Raw genomic sequence first — 19,625 nt, forward strand, 5'->3', positions numbered from 1 at the left:
CGATTATTTATTTTAGCGAGTTAAGATCTGATTAAAGACTTTTGCGCTAAGACTAAAATAAAGTCAATTTCTAGATTATTGAATACTTGAGTCCGAATAAGGTGTTTGACTTTATCCGATGCACGCCACGCATAAGGTGTCATATCAAGCAATACCAAAACTTGTTCACCTGTTATCGATAAACTAAATTGCACTCGCTGCTGCTCTTTTACGATTAACCCAGTAGGTAAATTTATTTGGACTGATTTTTCAATGAGTTCTGGATAAATGAGCGTCTTGAGTTGCCATAAATGCCGAGCACCTGGGATCACCTGCAACATAAGCCCTTGCTCTTTAAGCACGCGGACGCATTCTTTTCCCTTCAACGGCTTATCGACAACAGTAATAAAATCGAAGCAATTATCTGCAAAGGGTAACGTTTTGGATGTACTGAGATAGAGCGATGCTGGCGTTTGCGCTTTAGCTGCAGCAAAAATAGTATTTTCTGCATCCGAAACGCCACTGTAGTGGACGTTCATCCCATTTGTCAGCCTTGACAGCAACGAAGATAACGCACGTAAATAAAAGCCCTCAGCACACTCGTAGTCCAACAAACAATCATCAGCCTGTAAATGCGCAGCAATCATCTCACCCATTTTGTCGATTAAAGGCGTAAAAATCCCCGACTCGAGTAAGAAACGTTTAGCTCTGACCTGTTGACGACTATCCCCCGTCGGCTTTTGACGAGCAGGCTTGGTGAACACCCAATATCCAGCTTCATTCTTATCAAAGTGGTGCTTATTGGCACAATAAAAACCTTGGGACGCCTGATGTTGCATCAGTGGCAAACTACATGTAGGACATTGATATTGAAGGCTCATAAACAACTCCAAATACGAAAATTCATGCCTAAAAACACAAAAATCGGGTACTTGACCCGATTTTTTGGCAAAAGAGCGAGTGCATTATAAGAAGATAAATCCACACAACACAGCACCAAGGGCAAGACGATAAATAACGAAAGGCGTCATACCCATGCGGCTAATGATTTTCAAGAAATAATGTATACACAGATAAGCCGCAGCGAAAGAAATCACAGTGCCTAGTGTAAGCGCTTGATAGTCAATGGGAAGCGGGCTTTCAGCCAAATCTTTACCCACTAAAATAGCCGCGCCTAAGCTGACAGGTACAGACATCAAGAACGAGAAACGCGCAGCAGCATCGCGGCTAAGACCTAACATCAGCGCGGCGGTCATCGTCGCACCTGAGCGAGATGTCCCCGGGATTAACGCCAGCGCCTGAGCAAAACCAATTAATAATGCCTTGCGCCACCCCGTTTGATAAACCGTCAAATCACGGCGTGACATCTTATCCGCCCACCAAAGCAGCAAACCAAAGACCACTGTTGTCACAGCAATAACGCCGGCATTGCGTAAATGGGTTTCGATAAAGTCTTTGGCCATAAAACCAAAAAATACCGCAGGTAAAGTAGCAAGAATAATCCACCATGCCAGTTTGCTATCGTCAGAATGCTGACCTTTAACCATGCTGGCAATCCACGCCTTAAACATAGCCCAAAGTTCATGCCTAAAATAAATCACTACGGCAAACAATGAACCTGTATTCACGGCAACATCGAAGGATAACCCTTGATCTTCCCAGCCTAAAAGCTGTGCAGGTAGGATAAGGTGCGCCGAACTTGAAATGGGGAGGAACTCTGTTAATCCTTGAATTAACGCTAAAATAATTACCTGAAATGTATCCATGACAATCCTATCAATCAATTAAAAAGTCAGTCCAAAAGGCCATTCAAAGGCCACCGGCCAAAGCTTTTGTGACGTTTTATCATATTCATCCCACATTGCGGCATAGGTTTTTAGCTGCAATGGGTGAATCAAATTGGGGGCGATTTCCGCTAAAGGCCAAAGCACAAAAGCATTACTGACAATTTCGGCGCGGGGCAGTACCACTGGGGTCTGACAAGCGACATCATCGTAAAGCAATAGGTCAATATCTAAGGTTCTTGGACTAAACTTTTTGGCCCCCACCAACCGGCCGTGATTTTGCTCGATTTGCTTAAACTGCGCAACTACCTCAGCAATATTCAGACTCGTTTGTGCACAGACCACCATGTTTAAAAAGTTGGTACCATTAAATCCAACCGCTTCACTCTCGTACATTGAGGAGAGTTGCAGCGGGCCAAAGTATTCCCGTAAGGACAGCAAGCCCGCCTTAAGGTAGCGAGTGGGTTCTATATTACTACCTAAACTAATGTATATACGTGCCATACGAATGTCCGAACCGTCCAAACCGAAAACCCGAATCTAAAGATTCAATTAACGTGAGCGCTCAATCTCAACCCCAACAGAAGCGGCTGAAGGGACAGCACCTGGCTTCATCACCACCACTTTTACCCAACTCACCTTAAACTCGGTCAGCAAACACTGGGCAACCCGCTCGGCAACCGTCTCAATCAACTCAATGGGCTTTTCGGTAATGAGCTGAGTCAGGCGATTCGATACCGTCTCATAGCAGAGCGCGTATTGATAATCGTCTGTTATCGCTGCGGCCTTATTATCCCAAGCTATATCCAGATCTAAAAACAAGCTTTGGTGAATTTTCTTTTCCCATTCATAGACGCCAATCACAGTATCAATACGTAATTGTCGAATAAGCACTTTATCCATATTAATTCCTACTCACTCATGCCAATGAGGTCTGATAAGCTAAACGCCATAGAGTCTGTATAATCCACCGTTGAATTGAACGACTAATTTACTTTCTACTCGGGCCAATCCGAAGTAGGATAACGCCCAAAAGGATTTGTTCGTTCAGAAACTATCGCAACCTGATAAGTTGCGTAATCGCCATCGCTTATGACTGAATGCTTGCCAAGTGGCCGTTAAATTGTGGCGCGATAATACCTTAAGACGTGTAAGGAAACCAATGTGAGTCAATTAACACTGACACTTTTGATGATTGTGGCCGCCTATTTAGCCGGTTCTGTCTCAAGTGCTGTGCTAGTGTGTAGGATAAGAGGCCTTCCCGACCCAAGAACGCAGGGATCGGGCAACCCCGGAGCAACCAATGTGCTGCGCATTGGCGGCGCAAGTTCGGCTGCCATGGTGTTATTTTTCGACATGCTGAAGGGTGCTCTACCAACGTATCTTGCCTATTTAATGGGAATTGACGCCATTTCCCTCGGCCTTATCGCCATCGCCGCCTGTCTTGGCCATATCTATCCGATCTTTTTTGGTTTTAAGGGTGGCAAAGGTGTTGCAACAGCGTTTGGAGCCATGGCACCAATTGGTGATGACTTGGCCATTTGTTTGATGGCATCTTGGGTCGTCTTAGTCTTGATTAGCCGCTACTCTTCCCTTGCTGCCATTATTACCGCATTGCTTGCACCACTTTATACTTGGTGGCTTGACGATAGGTTTACCATTCCAGTTGCGATGCTCTCGACCTTGATAATCATTCGCCATAAAGAGAATATTCAGCGACTTCTCAAAGGGGAAGAATCTAAGGTATCACGTAAAAAGCGTCCTCCTCCGCCCTAAGCCATTTGAGCATTATCATACATAAATAAAAACAGTGCTTAATGCACTGTTTTTATTTAGATTAACTCGCAGAATATCAAGTAACAGGCGGCAAGGTATCGAGCGGCCATCGCGGTTGACCTTTTACTGCTAAGTCTTCCTGCTGCCCAGCCTTCAAACGCTGTAATCCAGCAAAGGCAATCATGGCGCCATTATCAGTACAAAATTCACCACGAGGATAATAAACGCGACCACCAATAGAGGTCATCATCTCAGCCAAGGTTTCGCGTAAGCGGGTGTTGGCACTCACGCCACCGGCAATCACTAAACCGTTATAACCGGTCTGTTTTAAGGCGCGGCGACATTTAATCGCTAAGGTATCTACAACCGCTTCTTCAAAAGCTCGGGCGATGTTGGCGCGGGTTTGCTCATCATCAGGTTCAGCGGCAATGGTATTGGCGGTAAAGGTTTTAAGGCCAGAGAAACTAAAATCAAGCCCAGGTCTATCTGTCATTGGACGCGGGAATTGATAACCAGCAGGCTCGCCTTTGGCGGCAAGTTTGGCAAGCCGTGGCCCCCCAGGATAATCCAGCCCCATTAACTTGGCCGTTTTATCGAAGGCTTCACCGGCGGCGTCATCCACCGACTCTCCTAAGACTTGATAAAGGCCGATACCATCAACCTTCACTAACATAGAGTGGCCGCCAGACACCAACAGTGCAACAAAAGGAAACTCCGGAGCATCTTCCTCAAGCATAGGTGCCAGCAAATGCCCTTCCATATGATGTACACCGATTGCTGGTTTGTTCCACGCAAAGGCAAGTGAGCGACCAACACAGGCGCCCACTAATAAAGCCCCAATTAATCCAGGGCCTTTGGTATAAGCGATACCGTCGATGTCGGCAATGTCGGTATTGGCGTTTTTCAACGCTTGGCGGATAAGCGGGACAATTTTGCGCACATGGTCGCGGGAGGCCAGTTCAGGCACCACGCCACCATAATCCGCATGCAACTTAACCTGACTATATAACGCATGGGAAAGTAAACCCAGCTTATCGTCATAAACGGCAATACCTGTCTCGTCACAGGATGTCTCAATACCTAGAACCCGCATGGTGCCTCAAATCAAAACGTTTAAAGGGCGCTAATTCTACCTGCATGATGACAATTACTCCAGCCGACAATCACGTTATTCAGCCCCCCAAACCAAGCTGAAATGATTAGGGCTTTACAAGCCTAGTGGTCTCGGTATAAAATTCCGCACCATTTTAAATACACTTGGTTCAAGTCATTGAACCAGACAACCTACACCTAAGGGGTGATGGCGTATGCCAATTATTAAAGTACGTGAAAACGAACCATTCGACGTAGCTCTGCGTCGTTTCAAGCGCTCTTGTGAAAAAGCTGGTATTTTAGCCGACGTGCGTGCTCGTGAATTCTACGAGAAGCCAACTACTGCTCGTAAGCGCGCAAAAGCAGCTGCAGTTAAACGTTTAGCTAAAAAGCTTTCTCGCGAAAACGCACGTCGCGTACGTTTATACTAATCTCTTATGAGCCTAATTGATCAGCTAAAAGACCACATGAAGCAGGCCATGATCGCCAAAGAGAAGGCGAGATTGAGCACTATTCGTATGGCACTTGCAGCCATAAAACAGATTGAAGTGGATACCCGCGAAACTCTGAATGATGAGCAAGTTATAGCTGTCTTAACCAAAATGGTGAAACAACGTCGCGATTCGATTGCTCAATATGAAGCAGCGGGTCGTAGCGAGTTGGCCGCAGCAGAAGCAGAAGAGATTCAAGTTATTGAAGCTTTCCTGCCTACTCCCCTCTCTGAGGCGGAAATTGCCGCGCTCATCGATGCTGCTATTGCTGAAATAGGCGCATCCTCCATGGCGGATATGGGCAAAGTAATGGGAGCATTAAAACCTAAAGTTCAAGGACGTGCAGACATGGGCGCTATCGGCGCTATGATCCGTGCAAAATTGCAATAATTAGCGTTTCAATGTATGAACAAGCCGTGCCTATGCGCGGCTTGTTTGTTTAAATTCGCGCAAGGCGAGATTTTAAGCACTCAATGGCAATACCTCGTGATTTTATCAATGAGCTAATCGCTCGCACCGACATCGTCGAACTTATCGACCGCAAGGTGCCCTTGAAAAAGGCGGGTAAAAACTACTCGGCCTGTTGTCCTTTTCATAGTGAAAAATCACCTTCGTTTACCGTTAGCCGCGATAAACAGTTTTATCATTGCTTTGGCTGCGGAGCCCACGGCAACGCCATCGATTTTGTGATGGAGTACGACAGACTCGATTTTATCGATGCTATTGAAGATCTTGCCGGACAACTGGGCTTAGAAGTCCCCAGAGAACAAGGCACGGGTAAACGCCAAGACGATGGCCTAAGCCGTGATCTCTACCAATTAATGGAAGAAGCGAGTCGCTTTTTTCAAACCCAGTTAAGACAACATCAAGACAAGCAAAAAGTCATCGACTACCTCGCCTATCGCGGATTATCCGATGATATTGTTGAGCATTTTGGGATTGGTTTTGCGCCCGACGGTTGGGATGGCTTATTAAGCCGCTACCGACACAGTCAAGATGCACAGGATAAACTCCTGACCGCTGGCATGCTGATCAGCAATGACAGCGGTAAAAGATACGATAGATTCCGTGACCGCCTGATGTTTCCCATTCGCGACCGCCGTGGTCGTGTGGTTGGATTTGGTGGCAGAGTATTGGGAGATGGCACACCCAAGTACTTGAATTCGCCAGAAACGCCCATATTTCATAAGGGTAATGAGCTCTACGGCCTATACGAGCTAAAGCAACGTCATCGTGATCCAGACAAAGTACTGATTGTCGAAGGCTATATGGACGTCGTTGCCCTAGCCCAATATGGTGTCGATTATGCGGTTGCATCGCTTGGCACCTCGACGACAGCTGAACAATTTCAATTGTTGCTGCGTAGTGCTAAAGAAGTCATTTGCTGCTACGACGGCGATAGAGCCGGTAATGAGGCCGCCTGGCGCGCCTTAGAAACTGCCTTGCCCCTGTTAAAACCCGGGGATAAAGTACGTTTTATGTTTTTATCGCAATCTGAAGATCCAGATTCAATGGTTCGCAAGATTGGTAAAGACGCATTCGAGCAACTGATGGACAGTGCTATCAGCCTGCCCGAATTTTTGTTTGATACATTAACGACGAAATACGGTACCGATAAAGGTAATTTAGCCAAACAAGCCTTTGGCCTAATTGAAAAAATTCAAGACACTGTGCTGCAAAACCTCCTACTTGAGAGCTTAGCTCATAAGTTAGGTATGAACAGCTCAGACGATATGAAGAAAAAACTGGGTTTTAGTGTCAAACAAACTAAGCCCACAGCATCAACGGGACTCAAAGGACGCGGTACACCATTGCGACTTGCCATCGCCTTGTTAGTACAGCATCCCGAGCTGGGACTGGGGTTATCTCCGCAACCAGCATTAAACCATCTGCAAATGCCAGGCATCGACTTGCTGCCATTGCTGTTGGCGTTAACTCGAGAGCATAAGTTAAACAGCGCACAACTACTTGAGCAATTCAGAGACAGCCCCCACAGCGGGACGCTGCATAAATTAGCCCAATGGGACCATCAAGTGGCGGAAGAAAACTTGCTCGAAAAGTTTAAACAGACCCTGGTTTGGTTGAACAATCAATATATTGAACAACGATATCAGGAATTGAGTCTAAAACAGACCCATACTAAGGAAGAAAAGATCCAGCTGCAGAAGCTGATCTCAGTCATGAAAGGACTAAACTGAGGCAAAAATGTCCTCATTCAGTATCCCAGTGACTAGCACAGGTAAGTGCACATGGCTATAATTGACGATTTGCGCGGCACTTAGCACGAGCTAACTGTCCGTCGTTGTAACAGTTTCCCAACTTGGATGATATCTATGGATCATACTCCGCAGTCGCAACTCAAGCTGTTGCTTGCCAAAGGTAAAGAGCAAGGTTACTTAACCTATGCAGAAGTGAACGATCACTTACCTGCAGACATGGTCGATTCTGACCAGATCGAAGATATTATCCAGATGATAAATGACATGGGTATTCGGGTATTCGAAGAGGCTCCCGATGCCGATGACATGATGATGTCGGAAGACAACACAGACGAAGATGCAGCAGAAGAAGCAGCCGCCGCCCTTGCCACGGTAGAAAGTGAGCTTGGCCGCACCACGGATCCTGTGCGTATGTACATGCGCGAAATGGGTACCGTTGAACTGCTGACCCGTGAAGGCGAAATCGTTATCGCCAAACGCATCGAAGAAGGCATTAACACAGTTCAAAGCTCAGTAGCCGAATACCCACAAGCGATCGCTATGATCCTTGAGCAATACGACCAGTATGAAGCCGATGAACTGCGCCTGTCTGATATTATCTCTGGATTTGTTAACCCTGACGAAGAAGACTTAGGCCCAACCGCTACTCACATCGGTTCTGAATTATCAGAAGAAGATCTTGAAGATGAAGATGATGAGGAAGACGAGGAAGACGAAGACGGTGATGCCGACGGCGATGATGATGGTAATAAAGGTCCCGATCCTGAAGAGGCTCGTGAACGCTTTAGCCAGTTAAGAACCGCCTACGAAAACGCGCTCAAAATCATCGAAGCCAAAGGCCGTGAACATCCAGAATCGATCAAAGCACTGTTTGAGATCGGTGAGATTTTTAAAGAGTTCCGTCTAGTACCTAAGCAATTTGACCGCTTAGTGAAAAGTATGCGTTCGATGATGGACCGTGTTCGCGTGCAAGAGCGTCTCCTGATGAAGCTTTGCGTCGAACAAGCCAAAATGCCAAAGAAAAACTTTGTTAAGTTCTTCACTGGTAACGAAACCAACCTCGATTGGTTTAATGCAGAAAAAAACTCAAACAAACCTTATGCCGAAGGCTTAAGAATGGTTGAGGATGACGTGCAGCGCTGCCGTAGCAAACTGGCCGCCATCGAAGAAGAAACAGGCTTAGTTATTGCCGCGATTAAAGATATTAACCGCCGCATGTCAATCGGTGAGGCTAAAGCTCGTCGTGCGAAGAAAGAAATGGTTGAGGCAAACTTACGTCTGGTAATTTCTATCGCTAAGAAATACACCAACCGCGGTCTGCAATTCTTGGACTTAATCCAAGAAGGTAACATCGGTCTGATGAAGGCTGTTGATAAATTTGAATATCGCCGTGGTTACAAGTTCTCGACCTATGCGACTTGGTGGATCCGTCAGGCAATCACCCGCTCAATCGCGGACCAAGCCCGTACGATCCGTATTCCAGTACACATGATCGAAACCATCAACAAGCTGAACCGTATCTCTCGCCAAATGCTACAGGAAATGGGCCGCGAACCCTCACCTGAAGAATTGGCAGAGCGAATGATGATGCCGGAAGACAAAATCCGTAAGGTACTGAAAATCGCTAAAGAACCGATCTCCATGGAAACCCCAATCGGTGACGATGAAGATTCACATTTAGGCGATTTTATCGAGGATACCACCCTCGAATTACCTCTGGACAGTGCCACCAGCGAAAGCTTGAAGAGCGCTACCCATGAGGTATTAGCAGGTCTAACAGCCCGTGAAGCCAAAGTACTGCGCATGCGTTTTGGTATCGACATGAACACCGACCACACGCTAGAAGAAGTGGGCAAACAATTTGACGTAACCCGTGAACGTATCCGTCAAATTGAAGCAAAAGCGCTGCGTAAACTGCGTCACCCTTCACGCTCAGAAATCTTAAAGTCCTTCTTAGACGAATAGATAGACGAATAGATAAGTGTCAAATATTAAGCCTAAGCCCCGCACTGCGGGGCTTTTTTTCGCCATCATTCAGTTAACGAGTAACAAACCAGCACAATATACAGCTCAACCCCCTTTCAAAATCAGAGAGTTAAATTACCTTGCACCATGAATCGCACGGCAAAAAACCTTTGCAGAAACAACTGTTGATTAACAGATAACCAATTGAATCGATTCGGTGAATTTCATCGAAAAACACGGGTGACAAGCGCAAACAAGCTTAGTATACTGCCACTCGCTTTAGGTGATGACGATTGCCTTTAGTAGGCCCCTTAGCTCAGTTGGTTAGAGCACACGACTCATAATCGTTAGGTCCACGGTTCAAGTCCGTGAGGGGCCACCACCAAATTCAACAAAAAAGCCCATTTAATAATGGGCTTTTTTGTTTCTGCAATCTGTCGACACTCATACCAACGCGACTCATTCCCGATAACTAACTCAAACGCGATTTCGATTTCCCCTTTAGGTAATGGCCCAATTAAAGCAAAAACAAAGGCGCTAACTGATAACCACGTTAGCGCCTTGATAAGGTTAGAAAACCTGTCAGACCTTAAATAGCAGGAGGCTGACCATCTGGTTAGGTTTTTAACTTACCTAATTGCTGATGTTGTTGTTTCACCAGCTCGGCGAGAACGACGCTGCTTTGCTGTGCTTCGCCTGCAAGACGAGCGAGTTCAGAGGCTGAGTCGGATATGCCAGTAATATTTCGATTAACCTCTTCAGTAACGGCACTTTGCTCCTCTGCCGCCGCAGCAATATGGGTCACTTGCGCTGAAATCTCCTCAATCTGGCTAACCATAGAATTAAGGGAGGTAAGTGCTTGCTCCGTTTGCGAAACGGCCATTTGTGCACGCTCAGCACCTTTATCAATAATCCCCGATGCACTAAGAACCTCTTTTTGGAGCGCATCAATCAGCACGCTAATATCATCGGTGGAGCTTTGGGTTTTGGAGGCAAGTGCCCTTACTTCATCGGCCACCACCGCAAAACCCCGTCCTTGCTCACCTGCGCGAGCAGCCTCAATAGCCGCATTTAAGGCGAGTAAGTTTGTTTGCGCGGCAATCGAGCTAATCACTTCGAGGATTCGGCTAATATTAGTGCTACTTTCAGCCACTTTACTGACGGCGACTTTAGCCTGCATAGACTCTTGCGACATAGTAGTCACATAATCCATTGCTTTAGTCAGACTCTCTTCACTGAGACGCACATTGCGTGACATAGCCTCCGTTTCGGCAGCGGTTTGTTCAGAAGCTTTGGCAACCTCAAGGGCTGTAGCACTCATTTCATTAACCGCAGTAACAACACTCTCAATCTCACCATATTGACGATGTACGCTATCGCGGGTTAATTCTGCAATTTTTGCAGAGGATAAACTTTCCTCCTGTGTCCGCCCTGCCAACGCTTTAAGCTCGGAGATTAAATCCTTAAGTTTATTGATAAAGGAATTAAATCCTTTACCCAGAGCGATAAGTTCTGCGTGTGAATCGACTTCAATCGATTGAGTTAAATCGCCATCGGCACTGGCTAAATTTTCAACGCGTCCCTGAATGACTTTGAGCGGTGCAATCACGCTGCGGATCACTATGCTGATGGTAACAACCGCTAAAATGGAAACCGCTAGGCCAACAATCAATAAGATGCTGCCAAGTGATGTTGCCATTTCGTCCATTTTTTCATTTAGTTGAATCGAACTCTTGAGTGCCATTGATTTAGGGACTTGAATCGCAAGTGACCACTCTGCGTTGGCAAGGGGAATATTAATCGGATAGGCGACGATAATTTCATCGTCATTTGCCATGTAACCGCCATTTTTATGCAATCCAACAATTTGTATTGCCAATTTGGGGTCAATAGACTCGGCCAACGGACGCGCCTTTTTACTGTAGTGGCTTGCGGCAACCACTAAACCACGGGTACTGAGCAAAGTCACTTTAGCTTGGCCGTCATAAAGGCTTTTAGACAGTTTATCAATTAACACTTGGAATACTGGTAGGTTGAGATCCACCCCAACCACACCAATAAATTGTTTATGCTTAAGTACAGGAACCGTTAACGACGTCATTAACGCTGTATTGCCAGGGGTGATTTCGTAGAGATAAGGTTCCATTAAACAAGGCATTAAGGTCTCCTTTGCACATAAAAACCATTCAGCATCTCGTATACCAAATTCGTTGAGAGTTGTTTTATATTTTTCTGATGAATCATCAACTTGGTTATGTTCAACTGTACCATCATCATTGCGAGTGTAATACACCTCCAATGCCCCAGATGAAGCAACACTATGGCTGACATTAACATTTAAAAATTCACTGTCGAGTCCATCATACCCATTAGCTTCGAGCTGGGCATACATTGACGAGATTTGCGTATTTTTCTTTAACACCGCAGCCACAGCGAGTTCTAAACGATCACGCTTGAGTGGCAATTCTTCTGACGTGCTTTCAAGTATGCCTGAAAAGGAATAAGGGATCCGGTAAGCTTCGTTGATAAAACCTGCGACCATTTCGCCATATTCGCCCGCTCGCGCTTCAAGCTTATCGTGAGTCTCCTTTTGCAATGTTTCTTGAACCTGATAGGAAAGTTCAGCATTTTGATCCGAGAGGGTCCACCATAGACTGATGGAGAGAATAGCCACTATTGAGAGAAATAAGGCGGAAGTGATCCACAACAACTTAGTACTGAAGAATCCCCTGATGATTTACAAATAAATCATCAAATTAGGGTGGAAGCGCATCTTGTTGCATGATCAAATGGTTTCGCCAAAAACTACACTTGGACAACAAGATGCGCGAAGCCAATATCCTACAACATTCTTTACACCAATACTGCCCAGAACTTCACCTAAAACGATTAAACAGCTTGATGCTGGCCTCTAAGGCACTGATTGAATGTAAGACACTGACCTTGACTGAGTTAGGTCGAAATTTACCAACCACGGCCCGAACCAAGCACAACATCAAGCGCATTGATCGTTTGCTCGGCAACACGCATCTGCATCAAGAACGGTTAGCTGTCTACCAATGGCATGCCAGCCTCATCTGTTCTGGTAACCCTATGCCGATTGTGCTCGTCGATTGGTCAGACATCCGAGAGCATAAACGCATCATGGCTCTGCGCGCCTCAATAGCCTTCAATGGCCGCTCTATTACCCTGTATGAGAAGTCCTATCCCCTATCAGAACAATGCTCTAAGGCCTCCCACAACGGTTTTTTAGCGGACTTAGCCAAGATTTTACCTTTGCATGTTACCCCTCTCATCGTGACTGACGCGGGGTTCAAAGTGCCTTGGTACAAAGAGGTTGAGGCGCATGGTTGGTTTTGGCTAAGCCGTATTCGCGGTACAGTTCAATTTGCAGATATTGGCGCTGAAAATTGGCGTGCAGTTCGCAGTACACATGACTTGGCCAACGGTCAAGCGAAGAGCCTGGGTTGTAAGACCTTGACCAAAACTAACCCTATCAATTGCCATCTCACGCTTTATCGTAGCAAACCTAAGGGGCGTACAAATCAGCGTTCAACGAGGACTAATTGCCACCATCCATCGGCAAAAACGTACTCAACATCGGCGAAAGAGCCTTGGGTGTTAGCCAGCAATTTACCACCAGAATCTCGGAGCCCAAAGCAGCTGGTAAACCTGTACGCCAAACGTATGCAAATAGAGGAAACCTTTCGTGACCTCAAAAGCCCGGCATACGGCTTTGGCTTACGCCAAAGTCGTACCAACAGTCCAGAGCGATTCGACATCATCCTACTGATAGCGTTGATGGTTCAATGCCTGTTGTGGCTAGTTGGTTTACACGCACAGCAACAGGGCTGGGATAAGCATTTTCAGGCCAATACCATTGGGCATCGAACGGTACTCTCAACGATTCGCTTGGGATTGGAGGTACTCAGGCGGCCTGATTATCAAATCACGGAGAAAGAATTGCTGGCGGCCTGGGTATTATTCGCCAATCAGTTGCTCAAATATGGCTATGCTATGGCTGATTTATGAGGGGATCCTTCAGAACTTAGTACTGATGGACAAATGCTTCATCGAGTAAACTCCAAATATAAGGTCAAGAGCCTAATTATTTTGATCTAGTTCATTTTTATTTTTGCTGACTAATTTAAAAAATAGCACTCTGCGTCGGGATTACCAGTCTTTAAGATAGTGAATTGTTAACTATAAGTAAAACTTTTCACCGACAGATTTAGGGCCAATTGCGACCTTTATCCCAATAGGTGGCAATTTGATATTTATCCCAAATCGATGAACGCAAATATGACCAAACTCACAAACCACAAAGATTAGCGAGCCACACTTTTTTACAAAAATTAATTCCAGATTAAAAACACCCATTTCATTTGTAACAAAGTCTATTCTTTGGCGTTGTGGCATTGGTTTGCGCAGGCTATCGCCTTATACTCTTGGCCTTAAACACAAAACAACAATAACGGAAGCAAGCTTTATGACTCTTGGTACCAATCAGGTAAGCAAGACACATTCGTTTATGACTGTGTCACTTATCGAATTATGGGAACGTTTTGGTTATTACGGCATGCAAGCGCTGATCGTGTACTTTATGGTACAGCGTCTTGGCTTTGATGACTCCCGTGCAAACTTAGTTTGGAGTGCCTGTGCGGCGCTGATTTACGTGTCGCCAGCCATAGGTGGTTGGGTTGGGGATAAAATTCTCGGCACCAAACGCACTATGTTGCTCGGTGCGGGGATTTTATCTGTCGGCTATGCCCTGATGACAGTGCCGACCGAAAACACTTGGTTTATGTTCTCCGCTCTTGGGGTGATTGTGGTCGGTAACGGCCTATTTAAACCCAATGCCGGTAACTTAGTCCGTAAGATTTACGAAGGTGACGATTCTAAAATCGATAGCGCCTTTACCATCTACTACATGGCGGTAAACGTAGGTTCAACTTTCTCTATGCTGTTAACGCCTTGGATTAAGGACTATGTTAACGCGCAATATGGTAACGAATTTGGCTGGCATGCCGCTTTTGCCGTGTGCTGTGTGGGCCTAATCGTCGGCTTAGGTAACTATGCCCTGATGTATAAGAGCCTCGCCAACTATGGTTCAGAGCCTGATACTCGCCCCGTCAACAAAAAGAATCTTGTGATCGTATTGATATTAGCGGCACTTTCCGTTGTTGCTTCGGCCATTATTCTTGAATATGAAGATGTTGCCCGAGTATTCGTGTATGCCGCGGGTGTGGCAGTATTAGGGATTTTCTTCCACTTAATTCGTACCAGTGAGCCAAGTGAGCGTGCAGGCCTTATCGCAGCGCTTATCCTCACAGTGCAAACCGTCTTCTTCTTTATCTTCTATCAACAAATGTCGACTTCGCTGGCCCTGTTTGCGCTGCGTAACGTCGATTGGGATTTCCAAGTCTTTGGTACCCATTTATGGACTTGGTCTCCTGCACAGTTCCAAGCACTTAACCCAATCTGGATCATGGTGTTAAGCCCAGTGTTGGCTTGGAGTTATTCATGGGCTGGTCGTAATAATAAAGACTTTTCGATTGCCGCTAAGTTCGCTTTAGGTTTTGCGGTTGTCGCGATTGGCTTCTTTATCTACGGATTTGCAGGACAATTTGCCGTTGAGGGTAAAACCTCTTCTTGGGTAATGATCTGGGGTTATGCCTCTTACTCACTCGGCGAACTGCTGGTGAGTGGTCTTGGTTTAGCCATGATCGCCCGCTACGTACCGGCTCGCATGGGCGGCTTTATGATGGGCGCGTATTTCGTGGCATCGGGTATTTCCCAGTACTTGGGCGGCGTTGTGGCAAACTTTGCCAGCGTGCCACAGGACTTAGTCGATCCACTGCAAACTCTGCCCGTCTATACCAATCTATTCAATAAATTAGGTATTGCAGCCGTGGTTTGTACTTTTATCGCCTTAGCCGTATTACCACTGATGCGCCGTTTGACCGAAAGTCATCACGCCCATAACAGTATTGAAGATAACGCGGCGGCCTCACTACGTGATGTGAAAGCCGAGCAATAATCCTTCATTCACATAAGTCATATGTGAGCAATAAAAACTGCCGACAAGCCCCGCTTGCGGCAGTTTTTTTATACCTTTAGGTTACTGCTCATCACCAAACAATCTGAACTTTCTGTGCTGATTTTTCATGCATCGGCTTGGGATAAGGCTTTCACCCCTGTTTGCAAAACTAAGATGTTCGGTTCCAATTTTAACTCAGTGTTAAGCTAAAGCCTTGAGCTTGTTTATCGTTGATACGTCACCATATCCTAGGGTAAGACTCCATCAGCACTGACAGAACAATCGCTTTAGCGCCCACCACATTCATCCGTGGGAGACAAATAAAGCCGTTGCTACAGGGCTGACACACGCTAAGAGGCGCTTAATTTATGGCTACATCATCTACTTCAACATCATCTGTCATCCCATCGCAGGCTGTGCCCGCGGCTAAATCTCCCCTGGCGGAGATTCCCTTTTCACTGTTAGAGCTTGCCCCTGTTCGCTATGGCGCCAGTATCGGAGACACGCTACGCGCCAGCCTGCAATACGCTAAGGTGGCCGATGACTTAGGCTTTAATCGTTTCTGGTTTGCCGAGCACCACAATATGCCCGGTATCGCCAGCGCCGCGACATCGGTATTAATTGGCTATATTGCCGAGAATACTAAACGCATTCGCGTCGGCGCGGGTGGGATTATGCTGCCCAACCATGCGCCCCTAGTGGTTGCCGAGCAGTTTGGTACGCTCGAGAGTCTTTATCCTGGCCGTATCGATTTAGGGCTTGGCCGCGCCCCTGGGAGCGATCAAATCACCAGTCGCGCCCTTAACCGCGATATGAGCCGCGCGGAGCAATTTCCCGCCGAGGTGAGCGAGTTACAAACCTTACTCGGCGACTACAATGGCCATCATCCCGTGAGAGCGATTCCCGGCGAAGGCACCCATGTGCCGATATGGCTACTTGGCTCTAGCCTGTTTAGCGCCCAGCTTGCGGCACAGCGCGGCTTACCCTATGTCTTTGCAGGGCATTTTGCACCAAGGTTCCTCTACGATGCGATTGAGATTTACCGCCGCGACTTTAAGCCATCTAAGGTGTCGGATAAGCCCTATGTCATGCTTGGCCTGCCGCTTATCGCCGCCGAGACAGATGCCAAAGCCGAATACTTGAGTACCACCTCCAAGCAACGGGTACTTGCGCTGATCCGTGGTGAGGCGCTTTGGTTAAAGCCCCCCGTGCATAGCATGGATGGCCTATGGAGCGAGCAGGAAAAAACCTATGTCGATAACTTCTTAGGCTTATCCGTCACCGGTGGCCCCACCACAATCAAGCACCGCTTAGAGATGATAGTGAAAGAACTAGGTGTCGATGAGTTTATCTTTACCAACGATTTGTATGATCAGGACAAACGTGAGCGAGCACTGCAAATCCTGATGGAAATTAAAGGAAATTAAGCGTTAAACCACGCCATAAAAAATCCCGCCTAAGCGGGATTTTTTATCTCTGTTAACCTTTTAACACGGCATCGAAGCAGGCCTTAAGAATGCCCAGCCCCGCTCCAAGCTGCTCGTCTGGCACTGTCAATGGCACCAAAATCCGCAGCACGTTTCCGTAGGTGCCGCAGGAGAGGAGAATCAATCCTCGGTTTCTTGCTTCGGCTAAGATTTGAGCACAGTACTGAGGTGCAGGTTTGCCATCTTCCATTAATTCAATGGCGATCATCGCCCCTAGACCACGCACATCGGCAATTTGTGGATGTTCGACTTGCATGGTATTTAACGCCGACTTAATCCGCTCGCCAATCGCATTGGCACGCTCAAGCAGCTTTTTCTCTTCAAACACCTCAAGTACAGCAAGCGCCGCCACACAGGCCAGCGGGTTACCACCGTAGGTGCCGCCAAGGCCACCGGGACCAATAGCATCCATGACTTCAGCTTTACCCGTAATACCTGAGAGTGGGAAACCACCAGCAATGGATTTCGCAAAGGTGGTGATATCGGCGCTCACGCCCATTTGCTCCATCGCGAAGAAGGTCCCCGTGCGACCCGCCCCCGTTTGCACTTCATCGGCGATAAGCATAATGCCTTCGCGGTCACAAAGTGCACGTAAACGTTGCATAAAGGCTGGCGAAGCGGCATAAAACCCGCCTTCGCCCTGCACAGGTTCGAGAATAATTGCGGCAATATCACTTGGCTCCGCATCATTTTTAAAGATGCGTTCGATAGACGCCATCGCATCATCATCGGACACGCCGTGTAGCGCACAGGGAAACTCAGCGCGGAACACATTAGCCGACATTAACCCCATACCTTTACTGTAAGGCGCAACCTTTCCCGTTAACGCCAGTGCCGCCATAGTACGACCATGGTAACCCGAGGTAAAGGCAATCACGCCCGCCCGCTTAGTGTATGCCCGAGCAACTTTAACTGCATTTTCAACCGCTTCTGAGCCGCTGGTAAATAAGGCTGTCTTCTTGGCAAAATCCCCCGGCACTAACTGATTCAGTTTTTCACAGACTTGAATATAGCTTTCATAACCCAGCACCATAAAACAGGTGTGGGAGAAGTCCTCAAGCTGCGCCGCAACAGCCGCCTTAACCTTAGGATGTAAATGCCCAGTGTTGAGCACAGCAATACCACCGGCAAAGTCGATAAACTCTCGACCTTCAACATCCCACACACTCGCGTTTTCAGCGCGGGCAGTAAAAATTGGGTGAATTTGACCCACTCCACCAGCTACAGCGGCTTGGCGACGTGCCATTAATGAATCATTAGTTGTGCTCATTTTGTGTTCCTTACTTGCATTCCCAACTTGCTGAAGTCGCATTGCCTGTCAAGCGTCAGTCACTTAAACAGACATACAGATATATTTGATTTCTAAATATTCTTCGATGCCGTACTTAGAGCCTTCTCGGCCGAGCCCTGAGGATTTCATTCCGCCAAACGGCGCGACTTCGGTGGAGATCAACCCAGTGTTGACGCCTACCATGCCGTATTCCAATGCCTCGGCCACTTTCCACACTAAGGAAATATCACGGCCATAAAAATAAGCCGCTAACCCAAACTCGGTATCATTGGCTTGCTTAATCACATCGTCCACATCGGTAAACTTAAACAGCGGCGCCAGTGGGCCAAAGGTTTCTTCACGGGCCACGCGCATACTGCTATCGACATGCGTCAGTACCGTGGGCTCGAAGAAGTTGCCGCCTAAGCTATGGGGCTTACCGCCCGCGACTACTGTCGCCCCTTTACTGAGCGCATCCTCAAGATGACTCTGGACTTTTTCGACCGCCGCGCGATTGATAAGCGGTCCTGTAGTGACGCCTTCAGTAATCCCCTCACCGACCTTTAATTTACCCACGGCAATGCTGAGCTTGCGAGCAAATTCGTCATACACACCCGCTTGGACATAGATGCGGTTAGCGCAGACACAGGTTTGCCCCGCATTGCGATACTTAGCGATCATGGCGCCTTCGACCGCCGCATCGATATTGGCATCGTCGAATACGATAAATGGCGCATTACCGCCTAATTCTAAAGATAATTTCTTCAGAGTCGGCGCGCATTGCTCCATCAACTTAATACCCACTTGGGTCGAGCCAGTGAAAGACAACTTACGCACAGTTGGGTTGCTACACATCTCATTACCAATGCCGATAGCATCACCGGTGATCACACTGAATACCCCAGCGGGGATCCCGGCGCGCTCGGCAAGCACGGCTAAGGCTAATGCGGTAAAAGGTGTTTGCGGCGCAGGTTTCACCACCATAGTACAACCGGCAGCCAGTGCTGGCGCGGCTTTACGGGTGATCATCGCCGCAGGAAAGTTCCAAGGGGTAATGGCCGCAGTCACGCCCACGGGCTGCTTGATCACCATGATGCGTTTATCGCCCTGATGCCCAGGAATCGTATCGCCATAGACGCGTTTCGCCTCTTCGGCGAACCATTCGATAAAGGAGGCGGCGTAGGTGACTTCACCCTTCGCTTCGGCAAGGGGTTTGCCCTGCTCAGTGGTCATCATTAGCGCTAAGTCATCACTGTTTTCATTGAGTAATTCAAACCAGCGACGCAGCTTGGCACCACGCTCTTTTGCGGTAAGTGCTCTCCATGCTGGCAATGCCGCTTCGGCTGCCGCAATCGCCGCTTGAGTTTCGGCTTGCCCCATCACAGGGACACTGGCGATCACCGCGCCCGTCGCCGGATTGGCGATAGCGACAGTTTCTTTTGACTGCGCATCGCACCACTGACCATTGATATAACATTGCTGACGCAGCAGACTCGGGTCTTTTAACAACACTGGAAATTCC

16 protein-coding genes and 1 tRNA gene are annotated in these 19,625 nt (G+C 47.3%); 9 read left to right on the forward strand and 8 right to left on the reverse strand.

The window, feature by feature from the left end:
• Positions 1 to 20: 20 nt before the first annotated feature.
• From CEQ32_RS09485 to folB, 4 genes are all read right to left on the reverse strand, one after another.
• The gene (locus CEQ32_RS09485) at positions 21 to 860 is read right to left on the reverse strand and encodes a putative RNA methyltransferase (RefSeq protein ID WP_088585914.1); all 840 of its coding nucleotides are present in this window, start codon (positions 858 to 860) and stop codon (positions 21 to 23) included.
• Positions 861 to 944: 84 nt separating this feature from the next.
• Positions 945 to 1,745, reverse strand: coding sequence for an undecaprenyl-diphosphate phosphatase (locus tag CEQ32_RS09490; protein WP_037415463.1), 801 nt, complete (start codon positions 1,743 to 1,745; stop codon positions 945 to 947).
• Positions 1,746 to 1,763: 18 nt separating this feature from the next.
• A complete protein-coding gene (gene folK, locus CEQ32_RS09495) occupies positions 1,764 to 2,267 on the reverse strand; it encodes a 2-amino-4-hydroxy-6-hydroxymethyldihydropteridine diphosphokinase (RefSeq protein WP_088585915.1) in 504 nt (167 codons plus the stop codon).
• Positions 2,268 to 2,315: 48 nt separating this feature from the next.
• A complete protein-coding gene (gene folB / locus CEQ32_RS09500; protein ID WP_088585916.1) occupies positions 2,316 to 2,666 on the reverse strand; it encodes a dihydroneopterin aldolase in 351 nt (116 codons plus the stop codon).
• 261 nt (positions 2,667 to 2,927) lie between these two features.
• Between folB and plsY the strand changes: the two genes are divergently transcribed.
• Positions 2,928 to 3,539 carry a glycerol-3-phosphate 1-O-acyltransferase PlsY gene (gene plsY, locus CEQ32_RS09505; protein WP_037415454.1) on the forward strand — a complete coding sequence of 204 codons (612 nt, stop codon included), beginning with the start codon at positions 2,928 to 2,930 and terminating at the stop codon, positions 3,537 to 3,539.
• Between the two features lie 76 nt (positions 3,540 to 3,615).
• Here the strand turns inward: plsY and tsaD are convergent, their stop codons facing one another.
• Positions 3,616 to 4,632, reverse strand: coding sequence for a tRNA (adenosine(37)-N6)-threonylcarbamoyltransferase complex transferase subunit TsaD (gene tsaD, locus CEQ32_RS09510; RefSeq protein WP_088585917.1), 1,017 nt, complete (start codon positions 4,630 to 4,632; stop codon positions 3,616 to 3,618).
• 214 nt (positions 4,633 to 4,846) lie between these two features.
• On the opposite strand from tsaD, the gene rpsU reads away from it, so the two are divergent.
• The 5 genes from rpsU (at position 4,847) to CEQ32_RS09535 (ending at position 9,688) form a co-directional block, all read left to right on the forward strand.
• Positions 4,847 to 5,062, forward strand: coding sequence for a 30S ribosomal protein S21 (gene rpsU / locus CEQ32_RS09515; protein ID WP_006080725.1), 216 nt, complete (start codon positions 4,847 to 4,849; stop codon positions 5,060 to 5,062).
• Between the two features lie 6 nt (positions 5,063 to 5,068).
• Entirely contained in the window at positions 5,069 to 5,512 is a 444-nt protein-coding gene (locus CEQ32_RS09520) for a GatB/YqeY domain-containing protein (RefSeq protein ID WP_088585918.1), read from the forward strand.
• An 83-nt stretch (positions 5,513 to 5,595) separates the two neighbouring features.
• Positions 5,596 to 7,320 (forward strand): DNA primase, encoded by a 1,725-nt coding sequence (dnaG, locus tag CEQ32_RS09525; RefSeq protein WP_088585919.1) that lies wholly within the window; start codon positions 5,596 to 5,598, stop codon positions 7,318 to 7,320.
• Positions 7,321 to 7,455: 135 nt separating this feature from the next.
• Positions 7,456 to 9,306, forward strand: coding sequence for an RNA polymerase sigma factor RpoD (gene rpoD / locus CEQ32_RS09530; RefSeq protein WP_088585920.1), 1,851 nt, complete (start codon positions 7,456 to 7,458; stop codon positions 9,304 to 9,306).
• 305 nt (positions 9,307 to 9,611) lie between these two features.
• Positions 9,612 to 9,688 (forward strand) — tRNA-Ile (locus CEQ32_RS09535).
• 234 nt (positions 9,689 to 9,922) lie between these two features.
• On the opposite strand, the gene CEQ32_RS09540 is transcribed toward CEQ32_RS09535, so the two are convergent.
• Positions 9,923 to 12,043: a methyl-accepting chemotaxis protein gene (locus tag CEQ32_RS09540; protein WP_088585921.1), complete on the reverse strand. Its 2,121-nt coding sequence runs from the start codon at positions 12,041 to 12,043 to the stop codon at positions 9,923 to 9,925.
• Positions 12,044 to 12,129: 86 nt separating this feature from the next.
• Between CEQ32_RS09540 and CEQ32_RS09545 the strand changes: the two genes are divergently transcribed.
• The 3 genes from CEQ32_RS09545 to CEQ32_RS09560 all read left to right on the forward strand — a co-directional run bounded on the left by CEQ32_RS09545 (position 12,130) and on the right by CEQ32_RS09560 (position 16,773).
• Positions 12,130 to 13,338, forward strand: a complete 1,209-nt coding sequence (locus CEQ32_RS09545) for an IS4-like element IS10A family transposase (RefSeq protein ID WP_001206290.1) — start codon at positions 12,130 to 12,132, stop codon at positions 13,336 to 13,338.
• A 457-nt stretch (positions 13,339 to 13,795) separates the two neighbouring features.
• Positions 13,796 to 15,346, forward strand: a complete 1,551-nt coding sequence (locus tag CEQ32_RS09555; RefSeq protein WP_086903106.1) for a peptide MFS transporter — start codon at positions 13,796 to 13,798, stop codon at positions 15,344 to 15,346.
• A 368-nt stretch (positions 15,347 to 15,714) separates the two neighbouring features.
• A complete protein-coding gene (locus CEQ32_RS09560; RefSeq protein ID WP_224020880.1) occupies positions 15,715 to 16,773 on the forward strand; it encodes an LLM class flavin-dependent oxidoreductase in 1,059 nt (352 codons plus the stop codon).
• 52 nt (positions 16,774 to 16,825) lie between these two features.
• On the opposite strand, the gene gabT is transcribed toward CEQ32_RS09560, so the two are convergent.
• Together gabT and gabD are read right to left on the reverse strand one after the other, a co-directional pair.
• The gene (gene gabT, locus CEQ32_RS09565; protein ID WP_086903105.1) at positions 16,826 to 18,103 is read right to left on the reverse strand and encodes a 4-aminobutyrate--2-oxoglutarate transaminase; all 1,278 of its coding nucleotides are present in this window, start codon (positions 18,101 to 18,103) and stop codon (positions 16,826 to 16,828) included.
• A gap of 63 nt (positions 18,104 to 18,166) precedes the next feature.
• Positions 18,167 to 19,615 (reverse strand): NADP-dependent succinate-semialdehyde dehydrogenase, encoded by a 1,449-nt coding sequence (gene gabD / locus CEQ32_RS09570; RefSeq protein ID WP_088585922.1) that lies wholly within the window; start codon positions 19,613 to 19,615, stop codon positions 18,167 to 18,169.
• Positions 19,616 to 19,625 lie beyond the last annotated feature (10 nt).

The organism is Shewanella sp. FDAARGOS_354 (assembly GCF_002209245.2).
Classification (GTDB): Bacteria; Pseudomonadota; Gammaproteobacteria; order Enterobacterales; family Shewanellaceae; genus Shewanella; species Shewanella xiamenensis.

Coding starts and splice junctions, on each gene's coding strand:
- CEQ32_RS09485 (WP_088585914.1), bottom strand. CDS start 860: ATGAGCCTTCAATATCAATGTCCTACATGTAGTTTGCCACTGATGCAA.
- CEQ32_RS09490 (WP_037415463.1), bottom strand. CDS start 1,745: ATGGATACATTTCAGGTAATTATTTTAGCGTTAATTCAAGGATTAACA.
- folK (WP_088585915.1), bottom strand. CDS start 2,267: ATGGCACGTATATACATTAGTTTAGGTAGTAATATAGAACCCACTCGC.
- folB (WP_088585916.1), bottom strand. CDS start 2,666: ATGGATAAAGTGCTTATTCGACAATTACGTATTGATACTGTGATTGGC.
- tsaD (WP_088585917.1), bottom strand. CDS start 4,632: ATGCGGGTTCTAGGTATTGAGACATCCTGTGACGAGACAGGTATTGCC.
- rpsU (WP_006080725.1), top strand. CDS start 4,847: ATGCCAATTATTAAAGTACGTGAAAACGAACCATTCGACGTAGCTCTG.
- CEQ32_RS09520 (WP_088585918.1), top strand. CDS start 5,069: ATGAGCCTAATTGATCAGCTAAAAGACCACATGAAGCAGGCCATGATC.
- dnaG (WP_088585919.1), top strand. CDS start 5,596: ATGGCAATACCTCGTGATTTTATCAATGAGCTAATCGCTCGCACCGAC.
- rpoD (WP_088585920.1), top strand. CDS start 7,456: ATGGATCATACTCCGCAGTCGCAACTCAAGCTGTTGCTTGCCAAAGGT.
- CEQ32_RS09545 (WP_001206290.1), top strand. CDS start 12,130: ATGCGCGAAGCCAATATCCTACAACATTCTTTACACCAATACTGCCCA.
- CEQ32_RS09555 (WP_086903106.1), top strand. CDS start 13,796: ATGACTCTTGGTACCAATCAGGTAAGCAAGACACATTCGTTTATGACT.
- CEQ32_RS09560 (WP_224020880.1), top strand. CDS start 15,715: ATGGCTACATCATCTACTTCAACATCATCTGTCATCCCATCGCAGGCT.
- gabT (WP_086903105.1), bottom strand. CDS start 18,103: ATGAGCACAACTAATGATTCATTAATGGCACGTCGCCAAGCCGCTGTA.